The sequence below is a fragment of the Nonomuraea sp. NPDC049684 genome, from assembly GCF_044465345.1.
In the GTDB taxonomy this organism is placed as follows: Bacteria; Actinomycetota; Actinomycetes; order Streptosporangiales; family Streptosporangiaceae; genus Nonomuraea.
Map to the genome: position 1 here is coordinate 28477 of NZ_JBITLO010000020.1, position 26153 is coordinate 54629.

Genomic DNA, 26153 nt, shown 5'->3' on the forward strand with positions numbered 1-26153 from the left:
CGCCCGGACGCCCGGCGCGGGTCAGCCGGCCGACGAGTCGAGCCGGGCCTGCAGGCCGTCGAGCACCCGGTCGAGGCCGTAGCGGAAGTCCTCCTCCCGGACGCGCTCCGGGTCGTCGAACCCCTTGGCCTCGTACTCCGCCCGCATCCACGGGTGGTCCTCGAACGCCTGCTCGGTGATCGGCCGGACGGCGTCGATCCACTCCTGCTCGGTACGGCCGCTGCGGGCCAGCGTCGACAGGTAGGCCGCCTCGCTGATGGCCACGCCGACCACGTACGCCAGCACGGTGTTGACCGCCCGGTCGGCCTCGCCGGGGACGAACCCGGCCGAGTGCGCCAGCGCCAGCAGGTCCTCCGAGCGCCGCATCACGTTGGGCCCCAGGTTGGTGAGCCCGACCTGGCCGAGCACGGACCCCATCCACGGGTGGCGCAGGATCACCGACCGCAGGCTGTGGGCCGACCCGGCGAGCCCGTCGCGCCAGCCGCCCGCCTCCTCGACCGACGGCACCCGCAGCTCGCCGTAGACCTCGTCGACGACCAGCTCGATCAGCTCGTCCTTGTTGGCGACGTGGCGGTAGAGGGAGGTCGCGCCCGCGTCGAGCCGGGTGCCGAGGCTGCGCATGCTCAGCGCCTCCAGCCCCTCCTCGTCGAGCAGCGCGACGGCCTCGGACACGATCCGGCCGAGGCTGAGCGCGGGCCGCTCCCGCTGCCGGCGCTGACGGACCCAGACCGAGGGGACAGGAGGCTGCGATGCTGGCATGACCCGACCCTAGCGCACGCTGTACGCATCAGCGAACACCTGCTTGCGTACATCTCTTTCGTCTGCGTACAGTGTGCGCATTCTGAGAGCGACGTACGCAAGTCGAAGGGGAGAGACCCATGAACCGCCGCTGGTGGATCCTGGTGGTGTTGTGCCTCAGCACATTGGTGCTGGTCGTGGACAACATGGTGCTGACGGTGGCGGTCCCGCCCCTGGCGGCCGACCTGGGCGCCGACGCCCAGGACCTGCAATGGATCCTCGACTCCTACATCCTGGTCTTCGCCGGCCTGCTGCTGACCGCGGGCAGCCTGTCCGACCGCTACGGCCGGCGCGGGGTGATGATCATCGGTCTGGCCCTCTTCGGCGCCGCGTCCCTGCTGGCCGCCTACGCCGCCGATCCGGCGCAGCTCGTGGCGGCCCGCGCCGCGATGGGCGTCGGCGGCGCGCTGATCATGCCGAGCACGCTGTCGATCCTGATCACCGTGTTCGACGAGGCCGAGCGCCGCAAGGCGATGGCCGTCTGGAGCGCGGTGGCCATGATCGGCATGATCGGCGGCCCGGTCCTGGGCGGCGCGCTGATCGCCTGGTTCTGGTGGGGCGCGGTGTTCCTGATCAACGTGCCGGTCGCGCTGCTGGCCATCGTCGCCTCACTGCTGCTCATGCCCGAGTCGAAGGGCCCCTGGACGAAGCCCGACCCGCTGGGCGTGATCCTGTCGGCGACCGGCATGTCCGCCCTGGTGTGGACGATCATCGAGCTGCCGCACGGCGTGTCCTGGCCGGCCCTGGCCCTCACCGTGCTCTCCCTGGCCGGCTTCGTGATCTGGGAGCTGCGCACGCCGCATCCGATGGTCCCGCTCGCCCTGTTCCGCGACCGCACGTTCAGCGGCGGCAGCTTCTCCCTGACCCTCGTCCAGATCGGCAACGGCGGGCTGCTGCTGGTGCTCACCCAGTACCTGCAGTACGTGCTCGGCTACACGCCCACCGCGGCCGGGCTGGCGTTCCTGCCGATGGCGGTCGCCTCGCTGCTGTTCAACGGCCTGGGCGCGAGCCTCGGCGCCCGGCTCGGCAACCGTCCCATGATCGTCACCGGGCTGCTCGTCTGCGCCGCCGGGTTCGGCCTGCTCGCCACGGTCTCCGCCGGCAGCGGCATCCTCCTCACCGGCACGGCCCTGTTCGTGATGGGCGCGGGCGGCGGTCTGGCGATGCCCGCGGCCATCGCCGCGCTGATGGGCACCATCCCGCCCGAGCACGCCGGCGTCGGCTCGGCGCTCAACGACACCATCCAGCAGGCGGGCGCGGCGCTCGGCGTGGCCGTCCTCGGCAGCGTCCTGGCCGGGGCCTACACGCGGGGGATGCCGGCGGGCGCGCCCGAGGCGGCCCGGCGCTCGATCGGCGACGCGCTCGCGCTCGGCGACGCCGGTCTGGCCCAGGCGGCCCGCGAGGCGTTCACCTCGGCCATGTCGGCCGCCTTCGGGATCAGCGCGGCCGGGGTGGTCGCCGCCGCCGTCCTGGCGCTGGTCGTGATGCGCGGCGAACGCGAGCCGGCCCAGGAACCGTCCCTCACCGCGACCCACTGAAAGGAAGATCCTCATGAACGACGCCCCCGTCACGCTTCCCGTCACCCGCTCCGCGGGCTGCCCCTTCGACCCGCCCGCGGGCCTGGCGGAGCTGCGCGAGCAGGCGCCCGTCACCCCGCTGGCCTTCCCCGACGGCCACCGCGGCTGGCTGGTGACCGGCCACGCCGAGGTCAGGGCGGTGCTGGCGGACCGGCGGTTCAGCTCCCGCTACGAGTTCCTGCACCACCCGACGGCCGCGATGGGCCCGCTGCCGGCCGCCCCGCCCGGCGACCTCACCGGCCTCGACGCCCCCGAGCACACCCGCTACCGCAGGCTGCTCACCGGCAGGTTCACCGTCCGCAGGATGAACCTGCTCACCGAACGCGTACGCCAGATCACCGCCGACCATCTGGACGCCATGGAACGCCTCGGCCCGCCCGCCGACCTGGTACGCGTCTTCGCCCAGCCCATCCCCGCGCTGATGATCTGCGAGCTGCTGGGCGTCCCGTACGCCGACCGCGACAACTTCCAGCACCACGCCGCCGCGCTGACCGGGGTGGACACCGACGAGCAGGAGCAGTTCGCCGCCTACGGCGAGCTCCAGCGGTACATCGACGGCCTGGTCCAGGCCAAGCGCGACCAACCCGCCGACGACCTGCTCGGCGACCTGACCGCCACCGACCTCACCGACGGGGAGCTGGCCGGCGTCGGCACCTTCCTGCTGGCCGCCGGGCTCGACACCACCGCCAACATGCTCGCGCTCGGCACGTACGCGCTGCTCAGCGACCCCGCCCAGCTCGACGTGCTGCGGGCGGAGCCGGAGCGGGCGCCCCGGGCCGTGGAGGAGCTGCTGCGCCACCTCACCATCGCCCACACCGTCGTACGGGCCGCGCTGGAGGACGTCGAGCTGGCCGGCCGGCTGATCAGGGCCGGCGAGTCGATCGTCGTGTCCCTGTCGGCCGCCAACCGCGACCCCCGCAGGTACGCCGACCCCGACCGCCTGGACCTGCGCCGCGACGCGACCGGCCACCTGTCCTTCGGCCACGGCATCCACCAGTGTCTCGGCCAGCAGCTCGCCCGGGTGGAGCTGCGCACGGCACTGCCCGCGCTCGTCACCCGCTTCCCCGGCCTGCGCCTGGCCGTCGCGCCCGAGGAGGTGCCGGTGCGCGCCGGCACCGACGTCCACGGGGTGCTCAGTCTCCCGGTGCGGTGGTGACCGCACGGACTATCATCGTGATCATCCTGGCCGGGTACCACTGCGCGTCACCGAGGCGAAAGGACCGCCATGTCCGGGGAGACCAGCAGGCGAGAGCAGACCGAGGTCGTCGTCATCGGAGCCGGTCCGGCCGGGCTGACCCTGGCGAGCCTGCTCCGCCAGGCCGGCGTCGGGTGCGTGGTGCTCGAACGGCAGAGCCGCCCCTACGTCGAGCAGCGCCAGCGCGCGGGCATCCTCGACCACCACGGCGCCCGCGTCTTCGAGGAGTGGGGCCTGGCCGACGCCGTCCTGGCGGGCATGCCGCAGGAGACCAGGTTCGAGTTCCGCGTCGACGGCGAGCGGCGCTTCCTCGACGTCCCCGCGATCACCGAGGGCAGGACGGGCCGGCTCGTGCCGCAGCAGGTGCTCGTCGGCAGGCTGCTGGCACGGCTCCTGGAATCCGGCGGCGACCTGCGGTTCGAGGCGGCCGAGGTGACCCCGCGCGGCGTGGACGGGCCCGCGCCGGCGGTCACCTACCGCGACGCGGGCGGCGTCACCCACGAGATCGCCTGCTCCTACGTCGCCGGCTGCGACGGCCACCACGGCGTCAGCCGGGCCGGCGTGCCCGCGCACGCCCTCACCACCTACTCCCACGACTACGGCATCGGCTGGCTGACGGTGCTCGCCGACGTCCCGCCGCCGGGCTACCCGCTCATGGCGATCACGGCCCACGGGTTCGCCGCCCACTTCCCGCGCGGCCCGCGGGCCAGCCGCTTCTACCTCCAGTGCACCCCCGACGCCACCGCCGCCGACTGGCCCGACGAGCGGATCTGGGCCCAGTTGCGGCTGCGCCTGGCCGACGACGGCCTGCCGGACGGCCCGATCGGGGAGAAGGCGTTCGTCGAGATGCGCAGCCACGTCGTCGACCCGATGCGCTACGGCCGGCTCTTCCTGGTCGGCGACGCGGCCCACATCATCACGCCCATGGGCGGCAAGGGCATGAACCTGGCGGTGGCCGACGCCGACGTGCTGGCCCGCGCGCTGCGCGCCGCCCTGCGCGAGGGCGACGAGGAGCCGCTGGCCGCCTACTCCGCCACCTGCCTGGAACGGGTGTGGCGGCACCAGGAGTTCTCCCGCTGGATGACGGAGATGACCCATGAGGCCGGCGACGAGACGCTGGCCGGGCCGTTCCGCCGCCGGCTGGCCAGGGCGCGGCTCGACCGGCTGTTCACCTCGGGCCCGGCGGCCCGCGCCTTCGGCGACATGATGGCGGGCGGCTGAAGTTGACTTGAACCGCGGTTCAAGTACGACGATCGTCCCCATGAGGATTCATCACCTGAACTGCGGATCCGTGCGGACGATCGAAGCCACCTACGACGGCCCGCCCGCCACCCCCGCCGTGAACCACTGCCTGCTGGTGGAGACCCCGGCCGACGGGCTCGTGCTGGTCGAGACCGGGCTCGGGCTCGGCGACGTGCGCGACCCGGCCGGCACGCTGGGCGCCGACTGGGTGGCCATGGCCGAGCCCGCACTGGACGAGGAGGAGACCGCCGTACGCCAGGTCGCCCGGCTCGGCTACCGCCCGGACGACGTGCGCCACGTCATCGTCACCCACCTCGACGTCGACCACTGCGGCGGGCTGCCCGACTTCCCCGGCGCGCGGGTGCACCTGCTGGCCGCCGAGCTGGAGGCGGCGCTGGCCGAGGCCCCGAGCTTCCGCTACCGCCCGGCCCACTGGGCGCACGGCCCCGACTGGGTCACCTACACCCCGGAGGCGAACGACGACTGGTTCGGCTTCGCCTCGATCAAGCTCGACGGCCTGCCCGAGGACATCAGGCTGGTCCCCCTCGGCGGGCACACCGCCGGGCACACCGGCGTCGCCGTCCGCGACGGGGACCGCTGGCTCCTGCACTGCGGCGACGCCTACTACTACCACCGCGAGCTCCGGCAGGACCCGCATCCGCACCCGCTGATGGACGTCGTGCAGACCCGCTCCGAGGTCCATCACGACCTGCGGCTCGGCACCCAGGCCCGGCTGCGGGAGCTGGTACGGGACCACGGCGACCAGGTGAGCGTCTTCTCGGCCCACGACCCGTGGGAGCTGGCCGCCGCGGTGGCCGGTTGATCAGACGCGGTCGGCCGCGATGAGCAGGTACTGGAAGCTGCCGTTCTTGTAGGCGTCGAGGAAGGACTGCTCGATGCCCGTGGCCAGGTGGGTGCGGGCGCGCAGCTCCCAGTACGGGATCGTGGCCGCCGTCAGGTCGACGACGCTGACCGGGACCAGCCGGTTGGCCGCCATCTGCTCGAAGTACGTGCTGCGGGGGTGGATGTCGCAGATGTAGTGGGCGTTGATCTGGCTGACCGCCCGGGACGGCAGGCCGTAGGCGTCGTTGTAGCAGCCGGTGACGCAGACGTACCGGCCGCCCCGGCGCAGCAGCCGGGCGTGCTCGGCGAACAGCAGGGACAGCTCGACGTACATGGTGCTCTCGTTGTTCCAGCTCGCCTGGAACGATCCAGTCTCGAAGCCGGTCTCCAGCATGTTGCGGAAGTGGAAGCGCACCTTGTCGTCGACGCCGCGCTTCTTGGCCTGGTCGTTGGCGAAGGCGACCTGCGACTCGGAGATGGACACGCCGTCGACCTCGCAGCCGTACCGCATGTTGACCAGGAGGCTGCTGCCGCCGCGGCCGGAGCCGGCGTCGAGCACCCGGTGGTGGGGTTCGAGCGGGCCGAGATGGCTGATCAGCAGGTCGGCCTGGGCGGTCTCCAGGCGGTGGAGCTCCTTGACGATGCGGTCCTCGCGGGTGTCCTCGGGGCCGTCGAGTACCGTCCAGTTCACCTCGCCGATGCCGTAGTGGTGGTGGTACAGGCCGTCGACGTCGCCCAGGCGCAGGTTGACCGGGTTCTTCTCGGCGTTCCAGTAGCTGGCGACGGAGTGCTGGTAGTGGCTCGTGAGGACGGGGGACTGGGTGTTGACGGTCACCTGGGAAGAGCTCCTTTCCGGCCGGGGGCGGCCGGTCGTCATGAGTGGTAGCGGCTGCTGCTGCCGTGCCATTCGAGGCAACCGGCCATCCAGCCCTGGGCGCCGCGCAGGAATCGCTGCAGTTCCACGGACGGAACGGCGGCGAGCTCGCGCTGGCTGGTCTCGAAGCCTTTGACGAAGTCGTTGTGCAGCGCGACGGCGCGTTCGGTGGCCTCGCGCGCGGAGCACTTCTCCTCACCCGCGATGAGCAGGACGATGTTGGAGTCGGGCAGCTCGTCGGCCGCCTCCCGCGCGACCGAGTGGAGGTCGTTGACGATGACGCTGGCCGTGCCGGCCTGCATGAGCGCGGTGTGGAAGCGCCGGTCGTAGAACAGGTTGGCGGGCAGCTCGTAGGCGGCGACGACGTCGATGAGGGTCATGGAGGTGTAGAAGCTGTCGTGCTGCCGGGCCGCGAGGTAGCGCCAGACGGGCGGCGGGGTCTCCAGGTAGCGCCAGGCGGCGTAGGCGGTCCAGCTCACGTACATCTGGAAGGTGGTGTTGCAGGCCCGCATGACCTGCGACGGGGTGCCGTGGCGGGACAGGTGGCCGGTGGCCGAGCGCAGGGCGACCAGCACGGGGTCGGCCTCGATCGCCGCTTCGAGCTGCTCGGTGTACACGCCGGCGGGCGGGGGCGGGTCCATGGCCGACATGACGAGCGCCAGGCGCGGCGGCAGCTCCGTCGGGCTCGCGCCGAGGTCGGTCTCATCGGCGTAGTAGTCGTCGGCCGCCCACCAGGCGGTGTTCAGCTGCGCCGCGATCAGCAGCAGGTCGGGGTCGTCGCTGTCGGGGTGGGCGAGCATCGCCAGCCGGCCGAACCCGGTGGCGGCGAACTCGTCCATCCGCCCGGCGTGCAGGCCCACCTTCTCGGCCCACGCCACGAGCCGCCGGTCGACCTCCGCGCCGAGCGCCGGGTCGTCGCGGACCGTCTCGGGGCAGTAGAGCGGCGGGTAGGAGCCGTCGCCCCACTCCCGCTCGACGTAGGGGACGGGCGCCGGGAGCTGCCGCGGCGCGGGGACCGGCGCGGGGATCGATGCGGGGGGTGGAAGGTGGAGCGCGGAGGTTCCGAGGCCGGTGGGGCCGGTCGGGAGCCGCGGGACCGCGGCGTGCTGGGGCATGGCGCGCCTTCCCTGAGGAGGAGCAGGACATTACCGAAAGTAGTTATTCAGCTACTAAAAGTAGAGTAGCCAATCGGTAATGAGAGCCTTACCCTCCGGGAGGCGCACTCTGCCGGTCAGGGCCTTGCGTGCAGGCTTTCGAAGTCTTCGAGGCTCTTGCGGTAGAAGGCCAGGTCGTCCTCCAGCTTCGCCCGGGTCAGGCGCTGCGGCTCGCTCTCGCGCACGGTCCTGCCCAGGTCGCTCCAGAAGGCGTCGGGCGGCAGCTCGGCGGCCCCCGGCGGGAAGAACTTCAGCGCCTCGGCCAAGGCGTCGGCGGCGAAGCGCCAGCCGGTCGCCACGGCGTCGTACTGCTCGGGGGAGGCCGGGCCGGCGGCGTAGAACAGGCCCTCCTCCAGGGCGCGGCTCGCGTACGTGGTGGCGATCAGCACCCACTGGCCGGGGTCGAGCAGCTCCGACAGGCCGGTGCCGAACGTCGCGCCGGTCTCCCTGGCCCCGCGCTCGGCCTCGACGGGGACCTCGACCTCCACGTCGCCGAGCCGCACCCGCAGGCTCTCGGCGTCCTGGGTGACGGTGGCGCCGCGCGAGGCGCCCGGCGTGCCGGAGTGGGCCACCAGGTCGATGTAGACGTACGCCTCGACGAGCGAGCGGCCCAGACCCTGCTCAGGCATACTCACCCGCCAGCGACTGGTAGGTGTCGCGGACGACCAGCAGCCGGTCGAGCTGGAACCTGCCGGGCTCGGCCGCCCGCACCCCCTGCCCGCGTTCGGACCAGAACCCGTCGTCGGGAACCGCGTCCGCGCCCGCCGGCACGAACTTGACGACCTCCTCCACCGCCGCGGCGGCGATCCTCAGCGTGCGCAGGGCCTCGGCCCGGTCGGCCACCGGCACGTCGCTCGCCGTCAGGTCGGCCACCCACAACCACTCGCCCGCGTCGAGCAGCTCCGACGGCTCGGGGCCGCCGAACGTCGGGAACCCGGCGGGCATCACCGGACGCTCCGGCAGCCCGAACACGAACTCGCGCGGCGTTCCGCATTCCTCGCACGAGCCGAAGTAGCGGTTGACCAGCTCGCCCTCGACGTCGACCAGCCCGTTGCGCCAGGTCGTGTCGGTGGACCCGCAGGCGCAGGGGTTGAGGTCGAGGTAGAGATGCGCCTCGTCCCTCGTCCGCGCCACCGCGAAAGTCATAGCCGTCCTCTCCTCGGGGTTCTCATGATGCCCGACGTCCCGCCTGTCACACCGCCACCGCCTCGGGATCCGGCGTCACCGGCGGGGTGTCGTTCAGCCGGAGGCCGCACACGCACGGGCCGTCGTCCGGGCACACGCACTCCGCCTCGGGCCGGTGCCAGCCGGTCGCGTTCGCCAGCACGCGGATCCGGTCCAGCAGGGCGGGCAGGTCGCGGGGGCGGCGGCCGTCCGCCAGGGTGGCCAGCTCGGTGGCCACCTGCGGCGGGAGCAGCCGCAGGATCTCCGGGCGGGCCTCGGTGACCAGGTCGAACAGCACGCCGAGGCGGCCCGGACGCTGCCTGGTGTTGGCCACGCGGGCCTGGCGCACGGCCTCGTGCAGCTCGGCCAGCTCCTGGCTGTCGGCGGGCGGCAGGCCCAGCGCGCGGGCGACGGCGGCGGCGGCCGTCCCTGCGGCGGCCCGCTCGTTCGCGCCGACCGTGCGGGCCGGGTCCACGTCGTAGGTCAGCGCGCCGGGGTCGGGCTCGCCGGATCCGGGCCGCCGGACGTCCACGGTGATGGGCGCCCGGCCGGGCAGCACGATGTCGAGCAGGCCGGGGCCGTGGATCACGGCGCGCCCGCCCATGAGGGCGGCGGCCCGTGCGACGGCTCCGGCGGCGGCCGTCTCGGGGAGCGTCGCGTGGCCGCGGATCGCCGTGACGTGCGCGGGCGTGAGGTCGCCCGAGCGGGACAGCTCCGCCAGCCTGGACGGCGCGCCCTGGTGGTCGCCGGTCAGCCCCAGCCGCCGGGCCTCCTCCTGGAGCGCCGCCCGTTCGGCGCGCGAGCGGGTCGGGCCCGCCTCGGCGACCGCCCGCGCCAGCCCGCGCAGCCGGGCCAGCGCCGCCGCCTCGGCCGGTCCGGGCCGCCCGCCCTCGGCGGGACGGTTCTGCGCCGGACGGCCGGTGGCCGGGTCGCCCGCGAGCGTGGCGGCATGGGCCGCGACGTGCTCGGCCACGGCCGTCGCGGCCCGGGAGCCGGCGTCGGCGGGCACCCGCAGCGTCAGGTGGCCGGGAGCGCTCGACTCGACGGTCACCCCGGTCGCGCCGGGCGCGGCCTCGGCCAGCGTCAGCGTGAACTCGCCGCCGGGGGCGGTCACCGTGAACGTGTCCGCCGGCCCCGCGTGCGGGGTCGCGCCGGTGACGGCGCCCGGCGTGATGGCGGGCACGCCGGCGATCTCGGCCAGCTTGCCCAGGCCGGGCGGCGAGGTGTCCAGGCCGGTGGCCGAGCCGCCGCTGAGCAGGCGGGCGATCCGGCTCTGCGGCTCGGCGGCGACCGGCGCGCGCGGCCCGGTGCCCCACGGCGGGGCCGGCGGGGTGTGGCCGCGCCGGCGGATGTCCTCGGCGACGGCGTCGATCGCCGCCGCCAGGCGCTCGCGCCGGGCCGGGTCGGTGGTGGCGTGCCACTTGTCGGACAGGTGGGCGTGCTCGTCCATGCGGGGGAGCAGGCACAGGTCGGTGCCCTCGGTCTGCTCGCCCTGCGGCGACGTCCTGAGCACGCCCTGCGGCATGCCGGCGGCCGCCGCGGTCGCCGTCTGGACGACGTGCGAGAGGTCGTGGACCAGGACCGACGACACCAGGTCCGGGTGCACGCGCCCCCAGATCCGCAGCAGGTGCGGCTCCTCGGCGGTGCCCGCGCGCGGCACGGTGACCGCGTTCAGGCCCTCGCCCGGCTCCCCGACCTCCACGCGGACGTGCTGGTCGGGCGCGCCGGGCACCTGGACGGTCAGGACGTCGCCCCCGGTCCAGCCCACGTGGGCGGCGGCGCCGCCGAGGTCGACGGCGGACAGGGGCTGGCCGCGCAGCTCGTCCAGGCTCAGGTCGGGAACCCCTTCGGGGCGGGCCGACCTGCTGAACGGCGTGTTCTCGATCGCGGGGGACGGCATCCCGGCGGCCGGCGTCACGCCCTGCGCCACGCTGCCGCCCACCGGGTTCGTGTGCTCGGCGGCAGCGGCGGCGGCGGGGGCGGGCCAGGCGGGCGGCGGGGCGGGCGCGGGGAGGGCGTCGAGGGCGGCGAGCGCGGCCTGGACCTGCTCGGTGAATGTGCCCTCCGTGCTCGGGTTCATGTAGACGTCGCGCAGGTTCAGCCCGGCGCCGGCGGCCGCGTCCAGCAGGTCGGGCGCCAGGCCCGCGAACGCGTCGGCGTAGCCGCCGTCGGCCGTCTCGCTGTACAGGGAGCCGTCCGGCAGGACGCGGTAGCGGTGCAGGCCGTCGGCCTCCCGGACCGCCACCCTGGCCACCTCGCCGCGGTCGCGGGCGGCCAGGCGGGCCGCCTGGAGGGTCTGGATCGGGTTCTGGTTGTCGGAGGCGGGCACGAAGGTGAACGTCGCGGGCGGCGGGCCGCCGGGGCGCGGCGGCCCGAGCCGTACGCCCGCCGCCATGCGCTCGCGCAGCTCCTCGATCTCCTCCCCGAACATGACCACGTCCACCTCGCCGGTCGATGCGCCCGGCAGGTGCACGGGGTCGCCGACCGGGTGCTCGTTGCCGTCGCGCAGCCGCGCCATGTACTGGAAGTCGAGGTCGTAGTCCACCCGCAGACGTACGGTGTAGAGCTTGCCCTTCTCGAACATGCTGCGCTCGCGGCGCGCCCCGTGGTGGTCGCTGACGTTCTCGGACGTCTGCTCGCCGCCTTTGACGCCGCCGTTCACCCCGGTCGACTTGTCCGACCCCTTGACGCCCCAGCCCACCGGGGTCGTGTGCCCGCGGGAGACGGTCACGTTCTGGGCGTCGGCCTGCCGGTCGACCTGCCCCTTCTCCCCGTCGTACGGCCCGGCCACGATCGTCAGGTCGGACGTGCGGGCGTGGACGGTGACCGTCGCGCCCTGGTCCTTGAACTTCTGCCTGGACACCGGGACGAGCGGCTCGCCGGCGGGGTCCGTCATCCGTTCGAACGCGGTCAGCAGCGCCGACGGCGCCAGCCGCCTGATCAGCTCGGGACGGCGTTCCTGGACCGCCGCCGCGCCCAGCATCTTGGTGAGCTGGGCGGTGACGACCTCGTACAGGCTGGGCTTGGCCGGGTCCTCCCGCAACGCCTGCGTGAAGAAGCCGGGGTGCAGCTCGGCCTGCCGGGGGTCGGTGTTCCTGACGACCGGCCCCGGGTCCTCGGCGGCGGGCCTGGTCATGCCGGTCGGGACGCGCCGCACCAGCGTGGCGTTGTAGACGACCGGCGGCGTGGCGCGCGGCCTGCGCCGGAGCCTGTCGGCGGTCTTCTTGGCGCCGGCCGGGATCCTGCCTCCCCGTACGGGACGGCGCTCCACCTCGATGACGACCCGCATCTGCTGCTCCACCTGGGTCAGCCCGTTGAACAGGCCGATCCGCTGCAACCGCGTGTTCTGGTGGTTGGTGGAGCCGGAGTACCCGCGTCCGCGGTCGGTGGACAGGCCGCCGCCCTGGCCGCCGGCCGGATCGCCGGTGCTCGAATCCAGGCCGGCCGAATAGGACCCGTTGTACGACTCCGAATGCGTCTGGTCGGTGTACCGGTAGTGCTGGACGATCAGGCCGGCCTGCGACGTCTGGCTGAGGAGCCTGGCCGTGCGCGGGTCGCCGACGGGTTCCAGGCGTACCCTGACCGTCACCTCCTCGGCCTGCGTCACCTGCGCGCCCTGCTGGACGTGGTAGCTGCGTTCGAAGCCCCGCGACGACCACATGTCGGTGACGTGGATCACCGCGGCGTCCTCGGAGAAGTCGACGTTCAGCTCTTCGCCGAGGGTGGTGCTCTCCTCCAGCGCCCCGGGCACGGCGTCCTGCACGGCGCTCCGGACCGCGTCGATCACGTCGACCGGGTTGCCGTTCTCGTCCGTCAGGGTCAGCGACTCGGTCGCGCTCGCGCCCACCGACTGGTCGTACGGCGGTGCGAGCACCACGTCCCTGGAGCGTTCGAGCTGCTGGGCGGCGTCGTCCAGGGCCTGGTCGAGCTTCTCCTGCGGGCTTCCCGGGGCGGGGGAGCCGAGCCCGGCGACCTCCTTGAGCTTGGTCAGCAGGGCCTGCGGGGTATGGCGCTCGGTGTACTCGTTGGTGACCCCCGACTGCGCCATGTCCTTGACGTAGCGCTGCACCAGCGGGACCGCGATGCTCCGGTCGAGGGCCAGGCTGCCGTTGAGGAACCGCTCGACCGCGTCGCCGACCAGGTAGAGCGGCAGGTCGAGGTCGCCTTCCCCGTACATCAGCAGCGCTTCGTCCTCGGCGACGGCGAACAGCGCGGTGCCGGAGACGGTCTGCGTCCTGGGCCCGCTGACGGGGATGCGCTCGCCGGTCGGCACCCCGTGCTCGGCGCTCTCGGAGCCGGTGAGGGTGAGATCGACGGTGCTGCGCAGCATGTAGTGGCGGCCATACTTGATCACCAGTTCCTCGCTGCCCCAGATGTCCAGGAGCGAGGTGGACTCGGACGTGCCGCCGGACCGGGAGGGCAGCGAGAGCGAGCCGCCGTCGCTGGTCGTGCCGCCGTCGTCGAGGTCGGAGGCGCTCGTCGACATCCCCGCGGACAAACCGGACGAGCCGCCCCACGAGATCCCCGCGCTGCCGAGCCCGAATTTGATCTTGCCGGTGACGGGGTCGAAGAGGCCCAGCACCTCGGTCTCGCCGATCTCGCCGGACACCGACAGCGACGAGCGCGTGGGGCCGCCGTTCGGCCGGATCGCGCCGTCCGTGGTGAACGGCCGGTTCAGCAGCTTCGGATGGGCGACCAGGTTGCGCACGTTCAGGAACGTCATGAGGTGCTGGAGGGCCACGGAGTCGGCGGTGGTGCCGCGTGGCAGCACCTGGCGGGCCGCGTCCAGGGGACGGCCCACGTCCACGTGCAGCACCTGTGCGATGGACCTGAGCTTCGGGGTCATCCGCCCGATCGGCGTGGGCGGCGTCTCCTTCGTCGACGGGAGCAGGTCGGCGGCGAAGACGAGCCGGGCCGAGCCCTCGGTGGTCGCGATCGTCGTCGTCGTGCCGTTGTGCAGCAGGTCGGCGGTCATGCGGTGGCCCAGCTTCAAGATCGCGACCGGGCCGCTGCTCTCCTCCAGGGTCACGATGTTGGTCGTGCCGCCGGCGCTGGAGCCCGCCGTACGGGTGCGGTTGCCGCCGCCGTTGACGCCGACCTCGTGCGTGAGGCCGTCCTGACCCTTGTTCGGGCCGTCGCTCTCGCTGACCGACGCGCCGCCGCTGTACGTCCTGGACCTGCTGATGCCGCGGGCCGAGGTGTCGGAGCCGATGTCGAGGTTGACCACCGTCTGGGTGTCGGTGTGCCCGACGTAGGTCACGTCGTCGAAGTCCTGCTGCAGCGACAGGTGCAGCATGTAGTGCTCGGGGGCGGCGTTGAGACCGTGCAGCGTCAGGTCGAGGACGATGCCGTCCTGAGCCAGGGAGTCGTAGGCGGCGCGGATCCGCTGCTCCGACAGTTGCTCCATGAGCTCCTGCCGGTTGAGGATCTGGCTGGCGCGGGCGAGATCGTTGGTGGCGTACTCCGGCACGCCGTTCACGACCTTGGGGATGACCCCCCGCTTGGCCAGCTCCTCCAGGACCTTCTCCCGGAATTCCGCCAGCCCCTCGATCTCCTCCACCAGCGCCGGGCCCGCGCCGCGCATCTTCCCCGGCCCCTCGCCCAGCCATACGGGCAGCTCCGGCTTGCGGCCGGGCGGCGGGGCGGGGTTGGGGTCGCCGCGCAGGACCGGCACGCCGTTGGCGTCGGTGACCGGCTGTCCGTTCTTGCGGACCAGCGCGGCGCTGTCCACGGGCAGGCCGAAATCGAAGGCGGCCTTCTCGCGCATGTCGGCCAGCGCCGTGCTGCGCACCGGCGTCAACGTGACGGGCGGCTCGCCGAACCGCTCCACGGTGAACGTGGTGACCACCACGAGCCGGTAGCTCTGCATGGGGTGGGTCATGCGGCGCACGCTGGGGTGGATCGCCTGCTTGTTGGCCGTGGCCGAGTACGACCGCGACGCCCCTCTCGCCCCGTTGGCCTTGGGGCCGATCTTGGGCTGGTACCCGCCGAGATCCACGGCCGCCAGCCCGGGGGCGTTGAACCCGGCCGAGGCGCTGCCTTCGAGCGAGGCGCCCGAGGACGCGCTCGCGGGTGTCGCGACGAAGTCGACCAGCACCTCCTCCTCCCACTCCTCGGAGGTCGAGCCGCCGACCGGCTCGGAGAGCTCCACCACGACCCGGCTCTCGGCGCGTACCCGGACCTGCGGCTCGCCGTTCTTGGTGAAGACGCGCTCCAGCCCCTCGTTGACCGCGGTCCGCAGGCTGTGGGGCAGGTTGTGGGTGACGAACCCGCGCAGCGCGTCGCGGGCCGAGGTGCCGATCTCGGCGTAGTCGCCGCCGAGCACGTCCGCGAGCATGTCGACGGCGCCTTCCAGGTCGCTCATGCTCTGGACGACGACGTTGGGCATCTCCTTGCGGCGCTTGGCCCTGTCGATCCACTCCAGCCTGCGCGGCGGCTGGTCGGTGGCGGAGTGCGAGAACCACAACCGCTGGCTCGAAGAGTCACCGGGAGCGCCGGAGTCGACCGTGACGGTGCCCCGCCAGTTCTCCTCCTGGCCGGTGCGGATCTCGGCCGTCCAGGTGGCGGCGGCGTCGAACAGCAGCGACTCGCTCCGGTTGTCGGTGACCGAGCCCGTCTGGGCGAACATGCCGGCTCCGCCGCCGTTCGACCAGTTGCGCCCGATCGAGGCGCCGATGCCGACGCCCAACAGCTCGGTCATCATCCGCGTCGCGGTGTCCTCGGGCAGGAACTGGGCCAGGACGCTGGTGTCGAAGCCCATCGACAGCCCGCCGCTGCCCGCCTGGGTGACCGAGGCCGTACGGCCGGCCTGGTGGAACAGGCCCACCATCATCTCCGACCCCTTGATGGCCGGATCGAGCACCTCGACCAGGTCGGCGAGCGTCAGCTTGATGCGCACCTCGGCCGCCTTGCCGTGCTGCCCCACCTGCACGACGAGGCCGTCGGCGGAGACGGCCTTGTGGAAGTCCGCCCGGATCGCCCTCTCCAGCTCGTGCGTCGTGAACCTGTGGCCGATGCCGTTGTCGGCCAGCAGGTCGTTGACGGCGGTGGTGAGGGCGGACACGTGGGCCAGCCGGCCCGTCGGCTGGGCCGCGGCCAGGTTGATCTCCTGGGGCAACGCGGCGGCCAGCGCGTCCAGGTACGCGGCGTGCTGCCGCAGGACCTGGTTGGCCAGCCGCTCGGCGACGGGCCGCATGCCGACCGGCCCGGCGGGCGCGCTCGGGTTCTCGATCTCGTTCAACGCCGTGAGCAGCTGCTCGTACGTCTTCCGGGTCCGGGTCGCCTCGCGCAGCGCGACCTCGTACGCGTCGGCGATCCTGGTGTGCCGTTCCCGGGTGGCGCGATGGGTACGGCTCTCCGCCCGCGCCTTGCGCGCTCGCTCCGCGTGGCCCTGGTCGTGCTGCCTGTCGGCCTTCCGCGCCTCCTGCCGCGACTTGCGGATCGCCTCCTTGGCCTCCTCGGCGCTCTTCCGCTTGGCGTCGATCTGCTCCTGCATCGCCGCCTCGGCCCGCTTGAGCGCGTCGATGACGGCCGGCAGCTCCTCGCGCGCCGGGCGGCCCTGCGGCAGCGGCGGCGCGTGCGTGGGCCGGGACCCCGGCTTGGGGGCCCACGGCGGCAGCGGCGGGGTGTGGCCGCGATCGCTGAGCTGGCGGGACACGCCGTCGATGTCGAGGGCGAGCAGCCGCTGCTCCTGCGGCGTCGGCGCGGCCTGCCACTGCTCGGCCAGGAACGCCAGCTCGTTGAGCTGGGCCTGGGCGCACATGTCCTGCGTGGGCTCGCTGGTCGCCGGCTTGCGGCGCAGGAAGCCGCGCCGCTCGGGGGCGGTGTCCTCCTGGAGCTTCTGCAGGGTGTCGGTGATCTCGTGCAGCCAGACCCGGGAGACCTGGCTCGGGTTCATGCCGGGGGCGAAGTGCACGACGTGGGCGTTCTGGGCGTCCTCGCCGGTCGAGAGCTCGGTCTCGCCCATGAGCCCCTCGGTCATCTCGCCGATGACCGGGCGGAAGTGGTGGGTGCCGTTGTTCCTGGTCCGGACGACGAGCGTGCCGTCGGCCGACCAGGTGATGTCCTCGACGTCCTGGTTGAGGAAGTGGGACGTCCGCAGCGCGTCGGCGCCCGCCTCGACCTCGTCGGGCTGCAACGAGGTGCCCGGCCGGGCGTCGGGGACGTGCCGGGTGCCCGGGACGGGCCTGGACGTGACCGTGCCCGGCCTGCTCGTGGCGGGCTGCCGGGTCTCGCCCGTCTCCTGGGCCAGCAGCACCAGCGCGGTGGCCTCGGCCTGCAGCTCGTCGGCGTCGGTGACCTCGTCGGCGCGGGTGTCCAGGGCGGCGCGCACGCGTCTCATGGTGGCGGCGCGGATCACCCGTACGGTGCCGTCGGGGTAGGGGATGAGGAGGTCGCCGTTCGGGCCGACGACCGCGCCGGGGAAGTCCACGGCGAGCGAGTTCATCAGCGCGTTACGGGCCCGGACGGTCGCCAGGACGGGCGTGGGCGGCGGCGCGTCGTCGGGGGCGGCGGCCGACGTGGTGGCGGGGGTGTCGTCGTTCTGCGGGGCGGCCGCCTGCTGCTGGTCGCCCTGCTGCGCGGTCGGCCCCTGCCGGTTGTCCTGCTGCGGGTTCTGCTGGGTGTTCTGCTGGTTGTCCTGTTGCGCGTCCGGCTGAGCGTCGGGCTGCGCGTCCTGCTGCGGGTTCTGCTGGGTGTCGGGCTGGGCGTCCTGCTGGGCCGCCGGGGCGGGCTGGGCGTCCTGCCGGGGGGCCGGTCGCCGCTGGTCGTCCTGCTGGGCGTCCTGCCGGGTGTCCTGGGAGTCGTCCTGGGACCGGGAGTCGTCCTGGGAGTCGTCCTGGGTCTGGGGGGCGGCGGTCTGCGGGGCCGGGGCGGAGCTGCTCTTCGCCTTCGGGTCCGGGGTCTGCGGCGTCGTGTCGGTGTTCGCCGCGGTGTCGTCGGCGGTGTCGTCGGTCGAGTCCTCGTTCGTCTCGGCCCGGGGCTCGCGGTCGGTGTTCTGGCGGTCGTCCCGCGAGGTGGAGCCGCGGCGCGGGCCGGCGTCGGAGTCGGGGGCGGAGGTGGCCGGCGTGCCGCGCCTGACGTCGTCGTTCTGGCTGGAGGAGGGCGCCGCCCCGGTGGACACGACGGGCCCGCCGCCCGACGGGGCCGGCCCGCCGGCCGGCGGGTTCCCGACCCCGGCGCTGGGGTCGCCGCCACCCGCGCGGGCCGCGTCGGTACGGGCCGCGCTGTCGTAGGCCGAGGCCAGGGCGGTGACCGGGTTGGCCAGCGTGGTGTACACCTCGGGGTTGAACGGGCTGATCGACCCGGTACGCCCCGCGCCGCCCATGAAGCCGCCCAGGATGGAGTCGGTCGTGAACGGGTTGTCCCACTGGCCGTACACCAGGCCGTTGGCGAAGAAGCTGCCGACCGGGGAGGCGATCGTGTTGGTCAGGCCGGTGGTCATCGCGCGGCCGGGGAAGCCGGGCATGTGCCGGGTGAGGCGGGAGATGGGCCCGGACAGCGCGGTGCCGGCGAGCGCGCCGCCGCCGGCGCCGATGATCGCCGCCTGGGACTTCTTCCAGTCCCATTCCTTCCTGGTGCCCATCTGGATCTGCTGGTACTGGGCGGCGGCGTCGATGAAGAACTCCTCACCGATCTCCTCGACCAGCTCCTTGCCGATCGCGGAGCCGAGCAGCCGGGCGATGAGGCCGCGCCCGGTGGCGCCGCTGAGCGCGGTCACCCGGGCCAGCTTGCCGGCGCCCACCTCCCTGGCGCCGATCATGGCGAGCCGGACCAGGATCCGGCTGATCGCCGCGCGGCCCGCGGCCGCGTACGGCCCGATGATCGCCGTCGAGGCGCCGGCGCTGAAGAAGGCGACGAAGAGCGCGATGGCGATGGCGACGACCGTGACCCAGAACGCCACGTTGACGGACAGCTTGGAGTACTGGGTCTCGACCGCGAAGTTCTCCGACTGGCCCAGGTAGTCCTGCGACTTGCCGGCCGTGCCCGCCATGCCGGCCCCGTGGCCGTACAGGTACTTGGCGCGGGAGACGAAGTCGGCACTCGCGGGCGAGGACCAGCCGGTCGCCACGGTGCGCACGGCCGAGCCGGCGCGCGGCGCGGTGGCGATCGCCCCGGCGGCGAGCGCGTGGTAGGCATGGGCGAGCTTGGACATCCCGCTCTCGCTCGCCTCCGGCCACTTCTGACCGGCCGACAACATCGGGATCAACCAGTTGGTCACCCAGTCGGGCAGCACCTCGGTCTCCCAGACCGGCTCCACGTCCCGGTCGATGCGGACCGGGGGCTGGACGGTGGGCACACCCGACGAACCGTGGGAAGTCGGCCCCTGGGGACCGGTGGCGCTGTGCGTCACGCGTCAGACCTCTCGCGCTTTGAGGTCTTGCTCGATGGCGGCGTCCACGCCGAGGGTGTTGTCGATGCTCGCGCGCAGCCTGGCGCTCGCGTCGATCATCTGCTTGGACAGCTCGACGCACTGGTTGAGCATGCGGTTGGGGCCGTCGTCGCGGAAATGGGAGTCCTTGAACGCCTGGCCCTCGGCGCCGTTGCCCCAGGGGGCGGCGGCCAGCGCCTCGACGACCGCGGCGACCAGCCGCGCGGACTCCTTCTCCCAGTCCTCGGCCACGGTGGTCCACTGGGAGATGCCCGAGTCCACGACGGGCTTGATGATCTGGGTGCCGTCCCAGGGCCTCATCGGGCGCCTCCCATGCGGTCGGCGAGCCGGGCCATGACGGTTTCGAGGTCGCCGCTCAGATGCGCCTCGAAGTCCTCGCGCGGGATCACCGGCTCGAAGATCTCGGTGACGCGCTCCTGGGCGCGCTCGGCGGCCAGCCGGGTGGTCTCGGCGATGGTGTCGGCGAGCTGACGGGCGTCGGGGCGGCGGTAGATGCGGGGGTCGAGGTCGAGCCGGATCAGCTCGCCGCGCGAGCCGACGGTCACCGACACCAGGCCGTCCCGTGAGGTCTCGGTCACCTGGACGGCCTTGGCCTGCTGGTGCAGCTCCATGCCCACGTCCTGGATCTGGCGGAACATGTCGCGCAGCTCGTCGCCGTATGCCCGCATCCCCGCCACGTCAGGAGAATCCATGACACCCCCGCCCCCATGCCGCGTGTTTCTTACGTCACATGCACCTTTCAGGTCAGTTTCTGTCACATGAACAACAGGAGACAAGAGTCAATCTTCAAAAAGGCCCATCCTGTGGACCTATCGCCACAATTTCCTCACGGAGCTCCGTGATCTCCGCCCGCGGGGCCCAGGCCCGGTACACCCCCCGCTCGATGCGCTCCAGCCCCAGCGCGAGCGCGGCGGGCGCGGAGCCGCCCAGGTATTCGAGCAGGAGCAGGCCGTCCCGCTCGTCGTGCACCTGGAACCGCTCGCCCCGCCAGGTGCACTCCGTGGTGACGAACTGCAGGGACGCGCACTCGGTGACCGGCACCGTGCGAACGTGGCAGCCGGGCTCGACCTCCTCGAAGCCGTCGGCCGGGCCGGTGGTGCGCAGGCGCACCCACAGCTCAAGGGGGTGCGGCTCGGGGCTGGCCACGTAGTCGGCGCCCCGCCAGTGGGCGCGGTAGAAGTGCCGGCTCATGCCGCCGCCTTCCGGCCGATGAGCAGCCATCGCCGCAGGTCGCCGTGGTAGAGGGCGCGCCGGTGCTCGGTGCCCTGATGGGTGAGCTCCCAGATCTCCGCGCCGTGCGGCAGGCCGACGCCGTACACCTTGTACTCGCGGATCACCTGGTCGACGTTGGGCACCAGGCCCATGCCCACGAACGGCGGCTCCTCGACCACCCAGCCGGCGACCGCGTCCCGGCCCTCCTCGTCGAGCCCGCCGTACGGGGTGCGGTAGAGGTCGAGACCGACGGGATGCCAGCGCAGGATGTTCAGCGAGCCGCTCTCGGTCAGCATGTCGCGCTGCCCCAGCGCGTCGGCCAGCACCGTGGGCGTGGCGATGTGCGAGACGTCGAGGGCGTGGTGGCAGTAGCCCGAGACGCGCGGCTCGGCCGTCGCCAGCAGGATGCCGATGTCGGCGGGGGACAGCAGCTTCTGCACCACCGGCACCCCCGACCCGGGCGCGAGCCGCAGGTCCTGGACGAGCGTGGGCACCGCCAGCCTGGCCAGCGTCCCCGGCTCCAGCAGGAACGAGGCCGCGAGGCCCGGGTTGATCGCCAGCCCCCATCGCGGGTCCGGCCAGCCGGCCGCCAGCTCGGCGGGCGAGACGATCCGGCAGTGCGTGGCCAGGCCGCCGGTCGCGGTCACCATCGCCTCGACCGAGGTGAAGGCAAGCACCCACGTACGGCCGGAGTCCGTGGCCGTCGCCCAGGCGGGCGGCTCGGTCCCGGCCGCCGCGGCGGCGGTGATGGGCAACGCCAGGTCGGCGTCGCGGAGCAGGCCCAGGCACAGGGCGGTCCGCCCGTCCTGGTGGGCCGCCCACAACTGTTCCTCGAACGGCGTGGCCGGCAGATGATCAGTGGACGTCATCCGCCCAGTGTGCCCGCTACAGCTCCAGGCGTACGCCGTAGGTGGTCAGCCAGACGTTCAGATCGAGCGCCAGCTCCAGGCCGTACCTGCTCATCGTGGTCGTCACCTTCTCGGCCGGCGCGAAGGCGGCCTCGCGGACGGCGTCGGCGTCGAGCAGTTGCAGCACCGGGGCGTCCTGGTCGGCGGCCAGCTCGCGCAGCGCGTCCCGGAGCGCCTGCTCGTAGCCGACGTCCTGGGTCACCGGGTACGGGGCCTTGACCCGGCGCACGATCGGCTCGGGCAGCAGGTCGGCCCCGGCCGCCCGCAGCAGGCTCTTCTCCCTGCCGTCGAACGTCTTCATCGACCAGGGCGTGTTGAACACGTACTCGACCAGCCGGTGGTCGCAGAACGGCACGCGCACCTCCAGCCCGACGGCCATGCTCATCCGGTCCTTGCGGTCGAGCAGGAAGGGCAGGAAGCGGGTCAGGTGCAGGTAGCAGATCTCGCGCATGCGCCGCTCGCGGGCGTCCTGCCCGGCCACGTGGGGCACCTCGGCCAGCGCCGTGCGGTAGCCGTCGGCGGTGTAGGCGTCCAGGTCGAGCTGCCGGATCAGCGACTTGTCGAGCATGTCGGTCGGCTGCTGCTCGCGCATCACCATCGCCAGCCACGGGAAGGTGTCGGCCTCGACCGTCTGCGGCAGGTGGAACCAGGCGTACCCGCCGAAGATCTCGTCGGCGGACTCGCCGGACAGCGCCACGGTCGAATGCTCGCGGATGGCGCGGAACAGCATGTAGAGGGAGGAGTTCATGTCGCCCAGGAAGCTCGGCGCATCCCAGGCGCGCACGACCGAGGCCCGCAGCCCGGGGTCGGCCAGCTCCGCCGGCCCGAGGACGATGTCGGTGTGCTCGGAGCCGACGTGCTCGGCCAGCATCCGCACGAACGGCCGGTCGGGGTCGCCGCGGTACTCGTCGGCCCGGAAGTGCTCGGCGTAACCGGCGTAGTCCACGGCGAAGGAGCGGATCGGGCCGTGCGTCCTGGCCAGCGCGGTGACGACGCTGGAGTCGAGGCCGCCGGAGAGCAGCGTGCAGAGCGGCACGTCGGAGATGAGCTGCCGGCCGACGATGTCGTCGAGCAGCTCGCGGACCGTGCGCACGGTCGTGTCGAGGTCGTCGGTGTGCTCGCGGCCCTCCAGCGACCAGTACCGGCGCAGCCGCGCGCCCTGCCGGCCCACGCGCAGCAGGTGGCCGGGCGGCAGCTCGCACAGGCCCTTGTAGACCGACCGCTGCCGGACGGTGGCCATGCTGAGGAGCTGGCGCAGGCCGTCGAGGTCGACCACGGGCGGGGCCAGCGGGTTGGCCAGGATCGCCTTGGGCTCGGAGCCGAACAGCACGCCGTTGGGCAGGGGGTAGTAGTACAGCGGCTTGATGCCCATGCGGTCGCGGATCAGCACGAGCTCCTGCGTGCGCTCGTCCCAGACGGCGAAGGCGTACATGCCGTTGATCCGGTCGGCGACGCCCTCTCCCCATTCCAGGTAGCCGCGCAGCACGACCTCGGTGTCGGTCCTGGTGCGGAAGCGGTGGCCCTTGGCGGCCAGCTCCTCGCGCAGCTCGCGGAAGTTGTAGACCTCGCCGCTGTAGGTGATGACGGCCAGGCCCTCGGCCTCGATCGGCATGTGGCCGCCCTCGACGTCGATGACGGCGAGCCTGCGGTTGCCGAGCGCGGCGTGCGGTTCGAGGTGCAGGCCCTGGTCGTCGGGGCCCCGGCAGCTCATGGTCGCGGTCATGGCGAGGGCGGTGGCCTCTTCGCCGGTCAGGTCGCGGTCGAAGTCCACCCATCCGGCGATGCCGCACATGCGAGGGTCCTCTCAGACGCAGTCCTGGTAGTGCTCCCCGGCGTCGGTCTGACAACTTGCCTGACGCTCTCGCAACATAACCGCGCGGAGCTGATCGGTCCATACCCGATCAATTGCCCCCGAAAGCGGTCTGGGCCCGCACCCCCGAAGAGGTGCGGGCCCAGACGCGGGCTGCGTGAGGTCAGGCGGGAACGATGTTCTCGGCCTGCGGGCCCTTCTGGCCCTGCACGACGTCGAAGGCCACCTTCTGGCCCTCGGTCAGCTCACGGTAGCCACCGTTGGAGACGATGTTGGAGTAGTGGGCGAAGACGTCGGCGCCGCCGCCGTCCTGCGCGATGAAGCCGAAGCCCTTTTCCGAGTTGAACCACTTCACGGTACCGGTAGCCATAACGATCTCCTTCAGATGACGTGCAGAGACGGGATCCGCACCGTGCGGATCCCCGTGTCGCCGCGATGAGCCCATCCCGGAGATGACCGGAAAACAAAAACGCACCTGAAAGTCCAGCTAGGTCAGGTGCGCACAAAGTCTTTTATGGGTACCACAACTGCAACGGAATTAAAGCTAGCACACGATCTGCTCCGGAGGCAAACGCGGGGCGGTTCACCGCGGGTCGCGGCGCAGCGGATGGCCGGGCGGCACCTCCACCAGGACGATGCGATGCCCGTCGGGGTCGGCGATCCACATCTCGACCAGGCCCCACGGCTCCAGCCGCGGCTCACGCAGCACCGTGACGCCCGCCTGCCGCAGGCGCTCCTCCTCGCGCCCGACGTCGCGCACCTGCAACCAGATCGACAGCGTGCCGCCGGTCGCGGGGCCGTCGGAACGCCCGGCGACCTCAAGGAAACCCTGGCCGAGGAAGAACACCACGCCGGGATCGTCGTCGGGGCCGAACTCGCGGTAGACCGCCAGGCCGAGGGTGTCGGCGTAGAAGCGGCGGGTCCGGGCGGGGTCGGTCGGCCGCAGGAGCACGCGGCTGCTCAGCACGTCCACGAGGTCATCGTAGGCCGCGGCGGGCGCGGCGGCCCGGAACCGCCGGGAACACGTCGTGGCCCCGGAACCCGTCATGGGGTTCCGGGGCCGCGCACCCTGACGTGTCTGGCGGGACTCGGCTCACGCGGGCCCGTCAGGCGTTCGGGGGCTGGTCGCCGAGCCGGCGCTGGAGGTCGGCGATCTGCCGTTCCAGGTCCGCGACCTGCCCGGACCTGGGGTCCGCGGGCGGGCTGAACTGGCCGTAGCGCACCGACCTGGTCGGGTCGCCGCCGGGCTGGTCGTAGGAGGGCTGCTGGTGAGGGGGCTGCTGGAAGTGGGCGTCCGGGGCCGAGCCGTACGGGCTCGCGGCGTGGCCGTTCGCGCCGTACCCGCCGGGGCCATAGCCGTCGCCGCCGTGGCCGTACGGGCTCTGGGCCGGCTGCACCGGCTGCATCGGCGGCGAGAGCTGGGCCTGGGCCGCCGGGAGCTGCTGCCACGGGGGCGGCGGCACCGCGCCGTACCCGGGCTGGGGCGAGATGACGGCCGGCTGGGGCCGCCGGCGTCCGCGCAGGACCTTGACCACGACCGCGACGAGCACCAGGAGCAGCAGCACGCCGGCGCCGATCAGCACCCACATGAGGATCGGCTTGGGCGTCTCGTCCTTGCCCGCGGAGATCGCCTGCTGGGAGTCGCTGATGTACTTGGCCACGTACGGGTGGTTCGGGAACAGCGCCTGGACCTCGCGGAACTTCGGCAGCGCGTCGGAGTAGTAGTGCCGGAAGAAGTCGTTGAGCGCCTCGTTGTACCGGGTCGTCGTGACGGCCTGGGCGGGCTTGACGTTCTTCTCGCCGAGCTTCTCCTTGATGATGCCGACCGGCAGGACGAAGCTCTCGCTCTCCGACGCCTCGCCGCCCTCGCTCACCGTGCCCGCGATCAGCATGCCGACGACCTTGCCGTCCTTGCTGAACACCGGCCCGCCGGAGTTGCCGTGGTAGGACGGCGCCTGCGTCTGGATGTACGGCACGCCGGTCTGCGTGGTGCGCTTGGCGTTGTACGGGCCCTCGGTCAGGGCCGGCTCCAGCTTCGACTCCAGGCTGAAGAACGGCGTGTTGGTGACCAGGCCGGGGAAGCCGCTGATGTAGAGCGTGTCACCGGTGCGCACGTCGGCGTCGTCGCCGAGCGGCACGGTCGGCAGGTTCTGCTGGCCGTTCACCTTGAGCAGCGCGAAGTCCTTGCCCGGGTAGCTCTCGCCCACCGAGACGAGCTCGGCCGGGACCGCCTTGGCCGTCTTGTCCACGCCGCCGCCGGGCAGGCTCTGCATGACCGACAGGCTCTGCTTGAGGTTGCTGAGCTGCATGTGGGTCGAGTTGAAGGTGACGTAGATCTGCTGGGCGAGTTTGAGGATCTCCTCGTCGTTCTTCAGGTCGCCCAGGCCGCTGATGATCTCCTTGGCGTCCTGCTTGTTGAACTTGGCCAGCGCCTGCTGGGCGAAGAGCTGGCTGAGCTCGGTCTCGCCGACCTGGACGCAGTGCGCCCCGGTGACCATGTAGCCGTCGGGGGTGACCCACCAGCCGGTGCACATGCCGCCGACCTCGGCCTCGACCGTGCGCATCGGCGTGGTCGAGGACACGTAGGTGTCCACGTTGGCGGCGATCTGCTGGAAGACCCACTTGCCGATGCTGCGCTCGTCCGAGGAGATCTTGCCGGACTGGACGGCGGCGACGGCCTCCTGGACGATCTGGTTGTAGGCCGCCTCGTTGATCGTGTTGGACGGGACGGACACCGTCGCCGTGTAGGTGAAGCTGGTCAGCTGCACCGCGGGCTGCGTGCGCGCCGCCAGCCAGGTGCCGACCGGGATGTCGGGCCGCTCGTCGGGGGCGCCGTCGGCGGCCGCCGGCAGCGCGGGCAGCATGACCGCCGCGACGACCGCCGCACCCGCGGCGACCCTCATCAGCCTTTTCCTGAAATATCCGCTCACAGGCGGTAATGATGAGTCAGCCCTCTTGTTCCTGGCTTGGAGCCGACTGGGAGCCC

The 26153-nt window shown here is 72.7% G+C and carries 18 protein-coding genes; 4 read left to right on the forward strand and 14 right to left on the reverse strand.

What is annotated here, in order from left to right; translation table 11 throughout:
- Window positions 1-21 precede the first annotated feature (21 nt).
- Window positions 22-759, reverse strand: coding sequence for a TetR/AcrR family transcriptional regulator (locus ACIBST_RS42380; protein WP_397179163.1), 738 nt, complete (start codon window positions 757-759; stop codon window positions 22-24).
- 119 nt (window positions 760-878) lie between these two features.
- On the opposite strand from ACIBST_RS42380, the gene ACIBST_RS42385 reads away from it, so the two are divergent.
- From ACIBST_RS42385 to ACIBST_RS42400, 4 genes are all read left to right on the forward strand, one after another.
- The gene (locus ACIBST_RS42385) at window positions 879-2336 is read left to right on the forward strand and encodes an MFS transporter (protein ID WP_397179164.1); all 1458 of its coding nucleotides are present in this window, start codon (window positions 879-881) and stop codon (window positions 2334-2336) included.
- A 13-nt stretch (window positions 2337-2349) separates the two neighbouring features.
- Window positions 2350-3531, forward strand: coding sequence for a cytochrome P450 (locus ACIBST_RS42390; protein ID WP_397179165.1), 1182 nt, complete (start codon window positions 2350-2352; stop codon window positions 3529-3531).
- 69 nt (window positions 3532-3600) lie between these two features.
- On the forward strand, window positions 3601-4791 hold the full coding sequence (locus tag ACIBST_RS42395; protein WP_397179166.1) for a 4-hydroxybenzoate 3-monooxygenase: 1191 nt from the start codon (window positions 3601-3603) through the stop codon (window positions 4789-4791).
- A 40-nt stretch (window positions 4792-4831) separates the two neighbouring features.
- Window positions 4832-5635 carry an MBL fold metallo-hydrolase gene (locus ACIBST_RS42400; RefSeq protein ID WP_397179167.1) on the forward strand — a complete coding sequence of 268 codons (804 nt, stop codon included), beginning with the start codon at window positions 4832-4834 and terminating at the stop codon, window positions 5633-5635.
- Here the strand turns inward: ACIBST_RS42400 and ACIBST_RS42405 are convergent, their stop codons facing one another.
- The 13 genes from ACIBST_RS42405 to ACIBST_RS42465 form a co-directional block, all read right to left on the reverse strand.
- Window positions 5636-6532, reverse strand: coding sequence for a geranyl diphosphate 2-C-methyltransferase (locus tag ACIBST_RS42405; RefSeq protein ID WP_397155697.1), 897 nt, complete (start codon window positions 6530-6532; stop codon window positions 5636-5638).
- Entirely contained in the window at window positions 6529-7644 is a 1116-nt protein-coding gene (locus tag ACIBST_RS42410; protein ID WP_397179168.1) for a family 2 encapsulin nanocompartment cargo protein terpene cyclase, read from the reverse strand. Before ACIBST_RS42410 ends, ACIBST_RS42405 begins: the two co-directional genes overlap by 4 nt.
- Window positions 7645-7760: 116 nt before the next feature.
- Window positions 7761-8312 (reverse strand): hypothetical protein, encoded by a 552-nt coding sequence (locus tag ACIBST_RS42415; protein WP_397179169.1) that lies wholly within the window; start codon window positions 8310-8312, stop codon window positions 7761-7763.
- The gene (locus tag ACIBST_RS42420) at window positions 8305-8829 is read right to left on the reverse strand and encodes a hypothetical protein (RefSeq protein WP_397179170.1); all 525 of its coding nucleotides are present in this window, start codon (window positions 8827-8829) and stop codon (window positions 8305-8307) included. The genes ACIBST_RS42415 and ACIBST_RS42420 overlap by 8 nt, the downstream gene beginning before the upstream one ends.
- A 46-nt stretch (window positions 8830-8875) precedes the next feature.
- Window positions 8876-19144, reverse strand: a complete 10269-nt coding sequence (locus tag ACIBST_RS42425) for a hypothetical protein (protein WP_397179171.1) — start codon at window positions 19142-19144, stop codon at window positions 8876-8878.
- A 57-nt stretch (window positions 19145-19201) separates the two neighbouring features.
- The gene (locus ACIBST_RS42430) at window positions 19202-19537 is read right to left on the reverse strand and encodes a hypothetical protein (RefSeq protein ID WP_397179172.1); all 336 of its coding nucleotides are present in this window, start codon (window positions 19535-19537) and stop codon (window positions 19202-19204) included.
- Window positions 19534-19929, reverse strand: a complete 396-nt coding sequence (locus ACIBST_RS42435) for a YbaB/EbfC family nucleoid-associated protein (protein ID WP_397179173.1) — start codon at window positions 19927-19929, stop codon at window positions 19534-19536. Before ACIBST_RS42435 ends, ACIBST_RS42430 begins: the two co-directional genes overlap by 4 nt.
- 94 nt (window positions 19930-20023) lie before the next feature.
- Window positions 20024-20428 (reverse strand): hypothetical protein, encoded by a 405-nt coding sequence (locus ACIBST_RS42440; protein ID WP_397179174.1) that lies wholly within the window; start codon window positions 20426-20428, stop codon window positions 20024-20026.
- On the reverse strand, window positions 20425-21318 hold the full coding sequence (locus ACIBST_RS42445; protein WP_397179175.1) for an SseB family protein: 894 nt from the start codon (window positions 21316-21318) through the stop codon (window positions 20425-20427). The genes ACIBST_RS42440 and ACIBST_RS42445 overlap by 4 nt, the downstream gene beginning before the upstream one ends.
- 16 nt (window positions 21319-21334) lie before the next feature.
- The gene (asnB, locus tag ACIBST_RS42450; protein WP_397179176.1) at window positions 21335-23149 is read right to left on the reverse strand and encodes an asparagine synthase (glutamine-hydrolyzing); all 1815 of its coding nucleotides are present in this window, start codon (window positions 23147-23149) and stop codon (window positions 21335-21337) included.
- Window positions 23150-23330: 181 nt separating this feature from the next.
- Window positions 23331-23537 (reverse strand): cold-shock protein, encoded by a 207-nt coding sequence (locus tag ACIBST_RS42455; RefSeq protein ID WP_055509312.1) that lies wholly within the window; start codon window positions 23535-23537, stop codon window positions 23331-23333.
- Between the two features lie 213 nt (window positions 23538-23750).
- Window positions 23751-24140 carry a VOC family protein gene (locus tag ACIBST_RS42460; RefSeq protein ID WP_352320544.1) on the reverse strand — a complete coding sequence of 130 codons (390 nt, stop codon included), beginning with the start codon at window positions 24138-24140 and terminating at the stop codon, window positions 23751-23753.
- Between the two features lie 133 nt (window positions 24141-24273).
- A complete protein-coding gene (locus ACIBST_RS42465; RefSeq protein WP_397179177.1) occupies window positions 24274-26070 on the reverse strand; it encodes a trypsin-like peptidase domain-containing protein in 1797 nt (598 codons plus the stop codon).
- Window positions 26071-26153 lie beyond the last annotated feature (83 nt).

What these genes read in the sequence shown, in the direction of transcription:
- ACIBST_RS42395 (WP_397179166.1), top strand. Translation starts at nt 3,601, where the DNA reads ATGTCCGGGGAGACCAGCAGGCGAGAGCAGACCGAGGTCGTCGTCATC.
- ACIBST_RS42390 (WP_397179165.1), top strand. Translation starts at nt 2,350, where the DNA reads ATGAACGACGCCCCCGTCACGCTTCCCGTCACCCGCTCCGCGGGCTGC.
- ACIBST_RS42420 (WP_397179170.1), bottom strand. Translation starts at nt 8,829, where the DNA reads ATGACTTTCGCGGTGGCGCGGACGAGGGACGAGGCGCATCTCTACCTC.
- asnB (WP_397179176.1), bottom strand. Translation starts at nt 23,149, where the DNA reads ATGTGCGGCATCGCCGGATGGGTGGACTTCGACCGCGACCTGACCGGC.
- ACIBST_RS42410 (WP_397179168.1), bottom strand. Translation starts at nt 7,644, where the DNA reads ATGCCCCAGCACGCCGCGGTCCCGCGGCTCCCGACCGGCCCCACCGGC.
- ACIBST_RS42430 (WP_397179172.1), bottom strand. Translation starts at nt 19,537, where the DNA reads ATGAGGCCCTGGGACGGCACCCAGATCATCAAGCCCGTCGTGGACTCG.
- ACIBST_RS42440 (WP_397179174.1), bottom strand. Translation starts at nt 20,428, where the DNA reads ATGAGCCGGCACTTCTACCGCGCCCACTGGCGGGGCGCCGACTACGTG.
- ACIBST_RS42455 (WP_055509312.1), bottom strand. Translation starts at nt 23,537, where the DNA reads ATGGCTACCGGTACCGTGAAGTGGTTCAACTCGGAAAAGGGCTTCGGC.
- ACIBST_RS42400 (WP_397179167.1), top strand. Translation starts at nt 4,832, where the DNA reads ATGAGGATTCATCACCTGAACTGCGGATCCGTGCGGACGATCGAAGCC.
- ACIBST_RS42435 (WP_397179173.1), bottom strand. Translation starts at nt 19,929, where the DNA reads ATGGATTCTCCTGACGTGGCGGGGATGCGGGCATACGGCGACGAGCTG.
- ACIBST_RS42415 (WP_397179169.1), bottom strand. Translation starts at nt 8,312, where the DNA reads ATGCCTGAGCAGGGTCTGGGCCGCTCGCTCGTCGAGGCGTACGTCTAC.
- ACIBST_RS42445 (WP_397179175.1), bottom strand. Translation starts at nt 21,318, where the DNA reads ATGACGTCCACTGATCATCTGCCGGCCACGCCGTTCGAGGAACAGTTG.
- ACIBST_RS42465 (WP_397179177.1), bottom strand. Translation starts at nt 26,070, where the DNA reads ATGAGGGTCGCCGCGGGTGCGGCGGTCGTCGCGGCGGTCATGCTGCCC.
- ACIBST_RS42385 (WP_397179164.1), top strand. Translation starts at nt 879, where the DNA reads ATGAACCGCCGCTGGTGGATCCTGGTGGTGTTGTGCCTCAGCACATTG.
- ACIBST_RS42405 (WP_397155697.1), bottom strand. Translation starts at nt 6,532, where the DNA reads ATGACGACCGGCCGCCCCCGGCCGGAAAGGAGCTCTTCCCAGGTGACC.
- ACIBST_RS42380 (WP_397179163.1), bottom strand. Translation starts at nt 759, where the DNA reads ATGCCAGCATCGCAGCCTCCTGTCCCCTCGGTCTGGGTCCGTCAGCGC.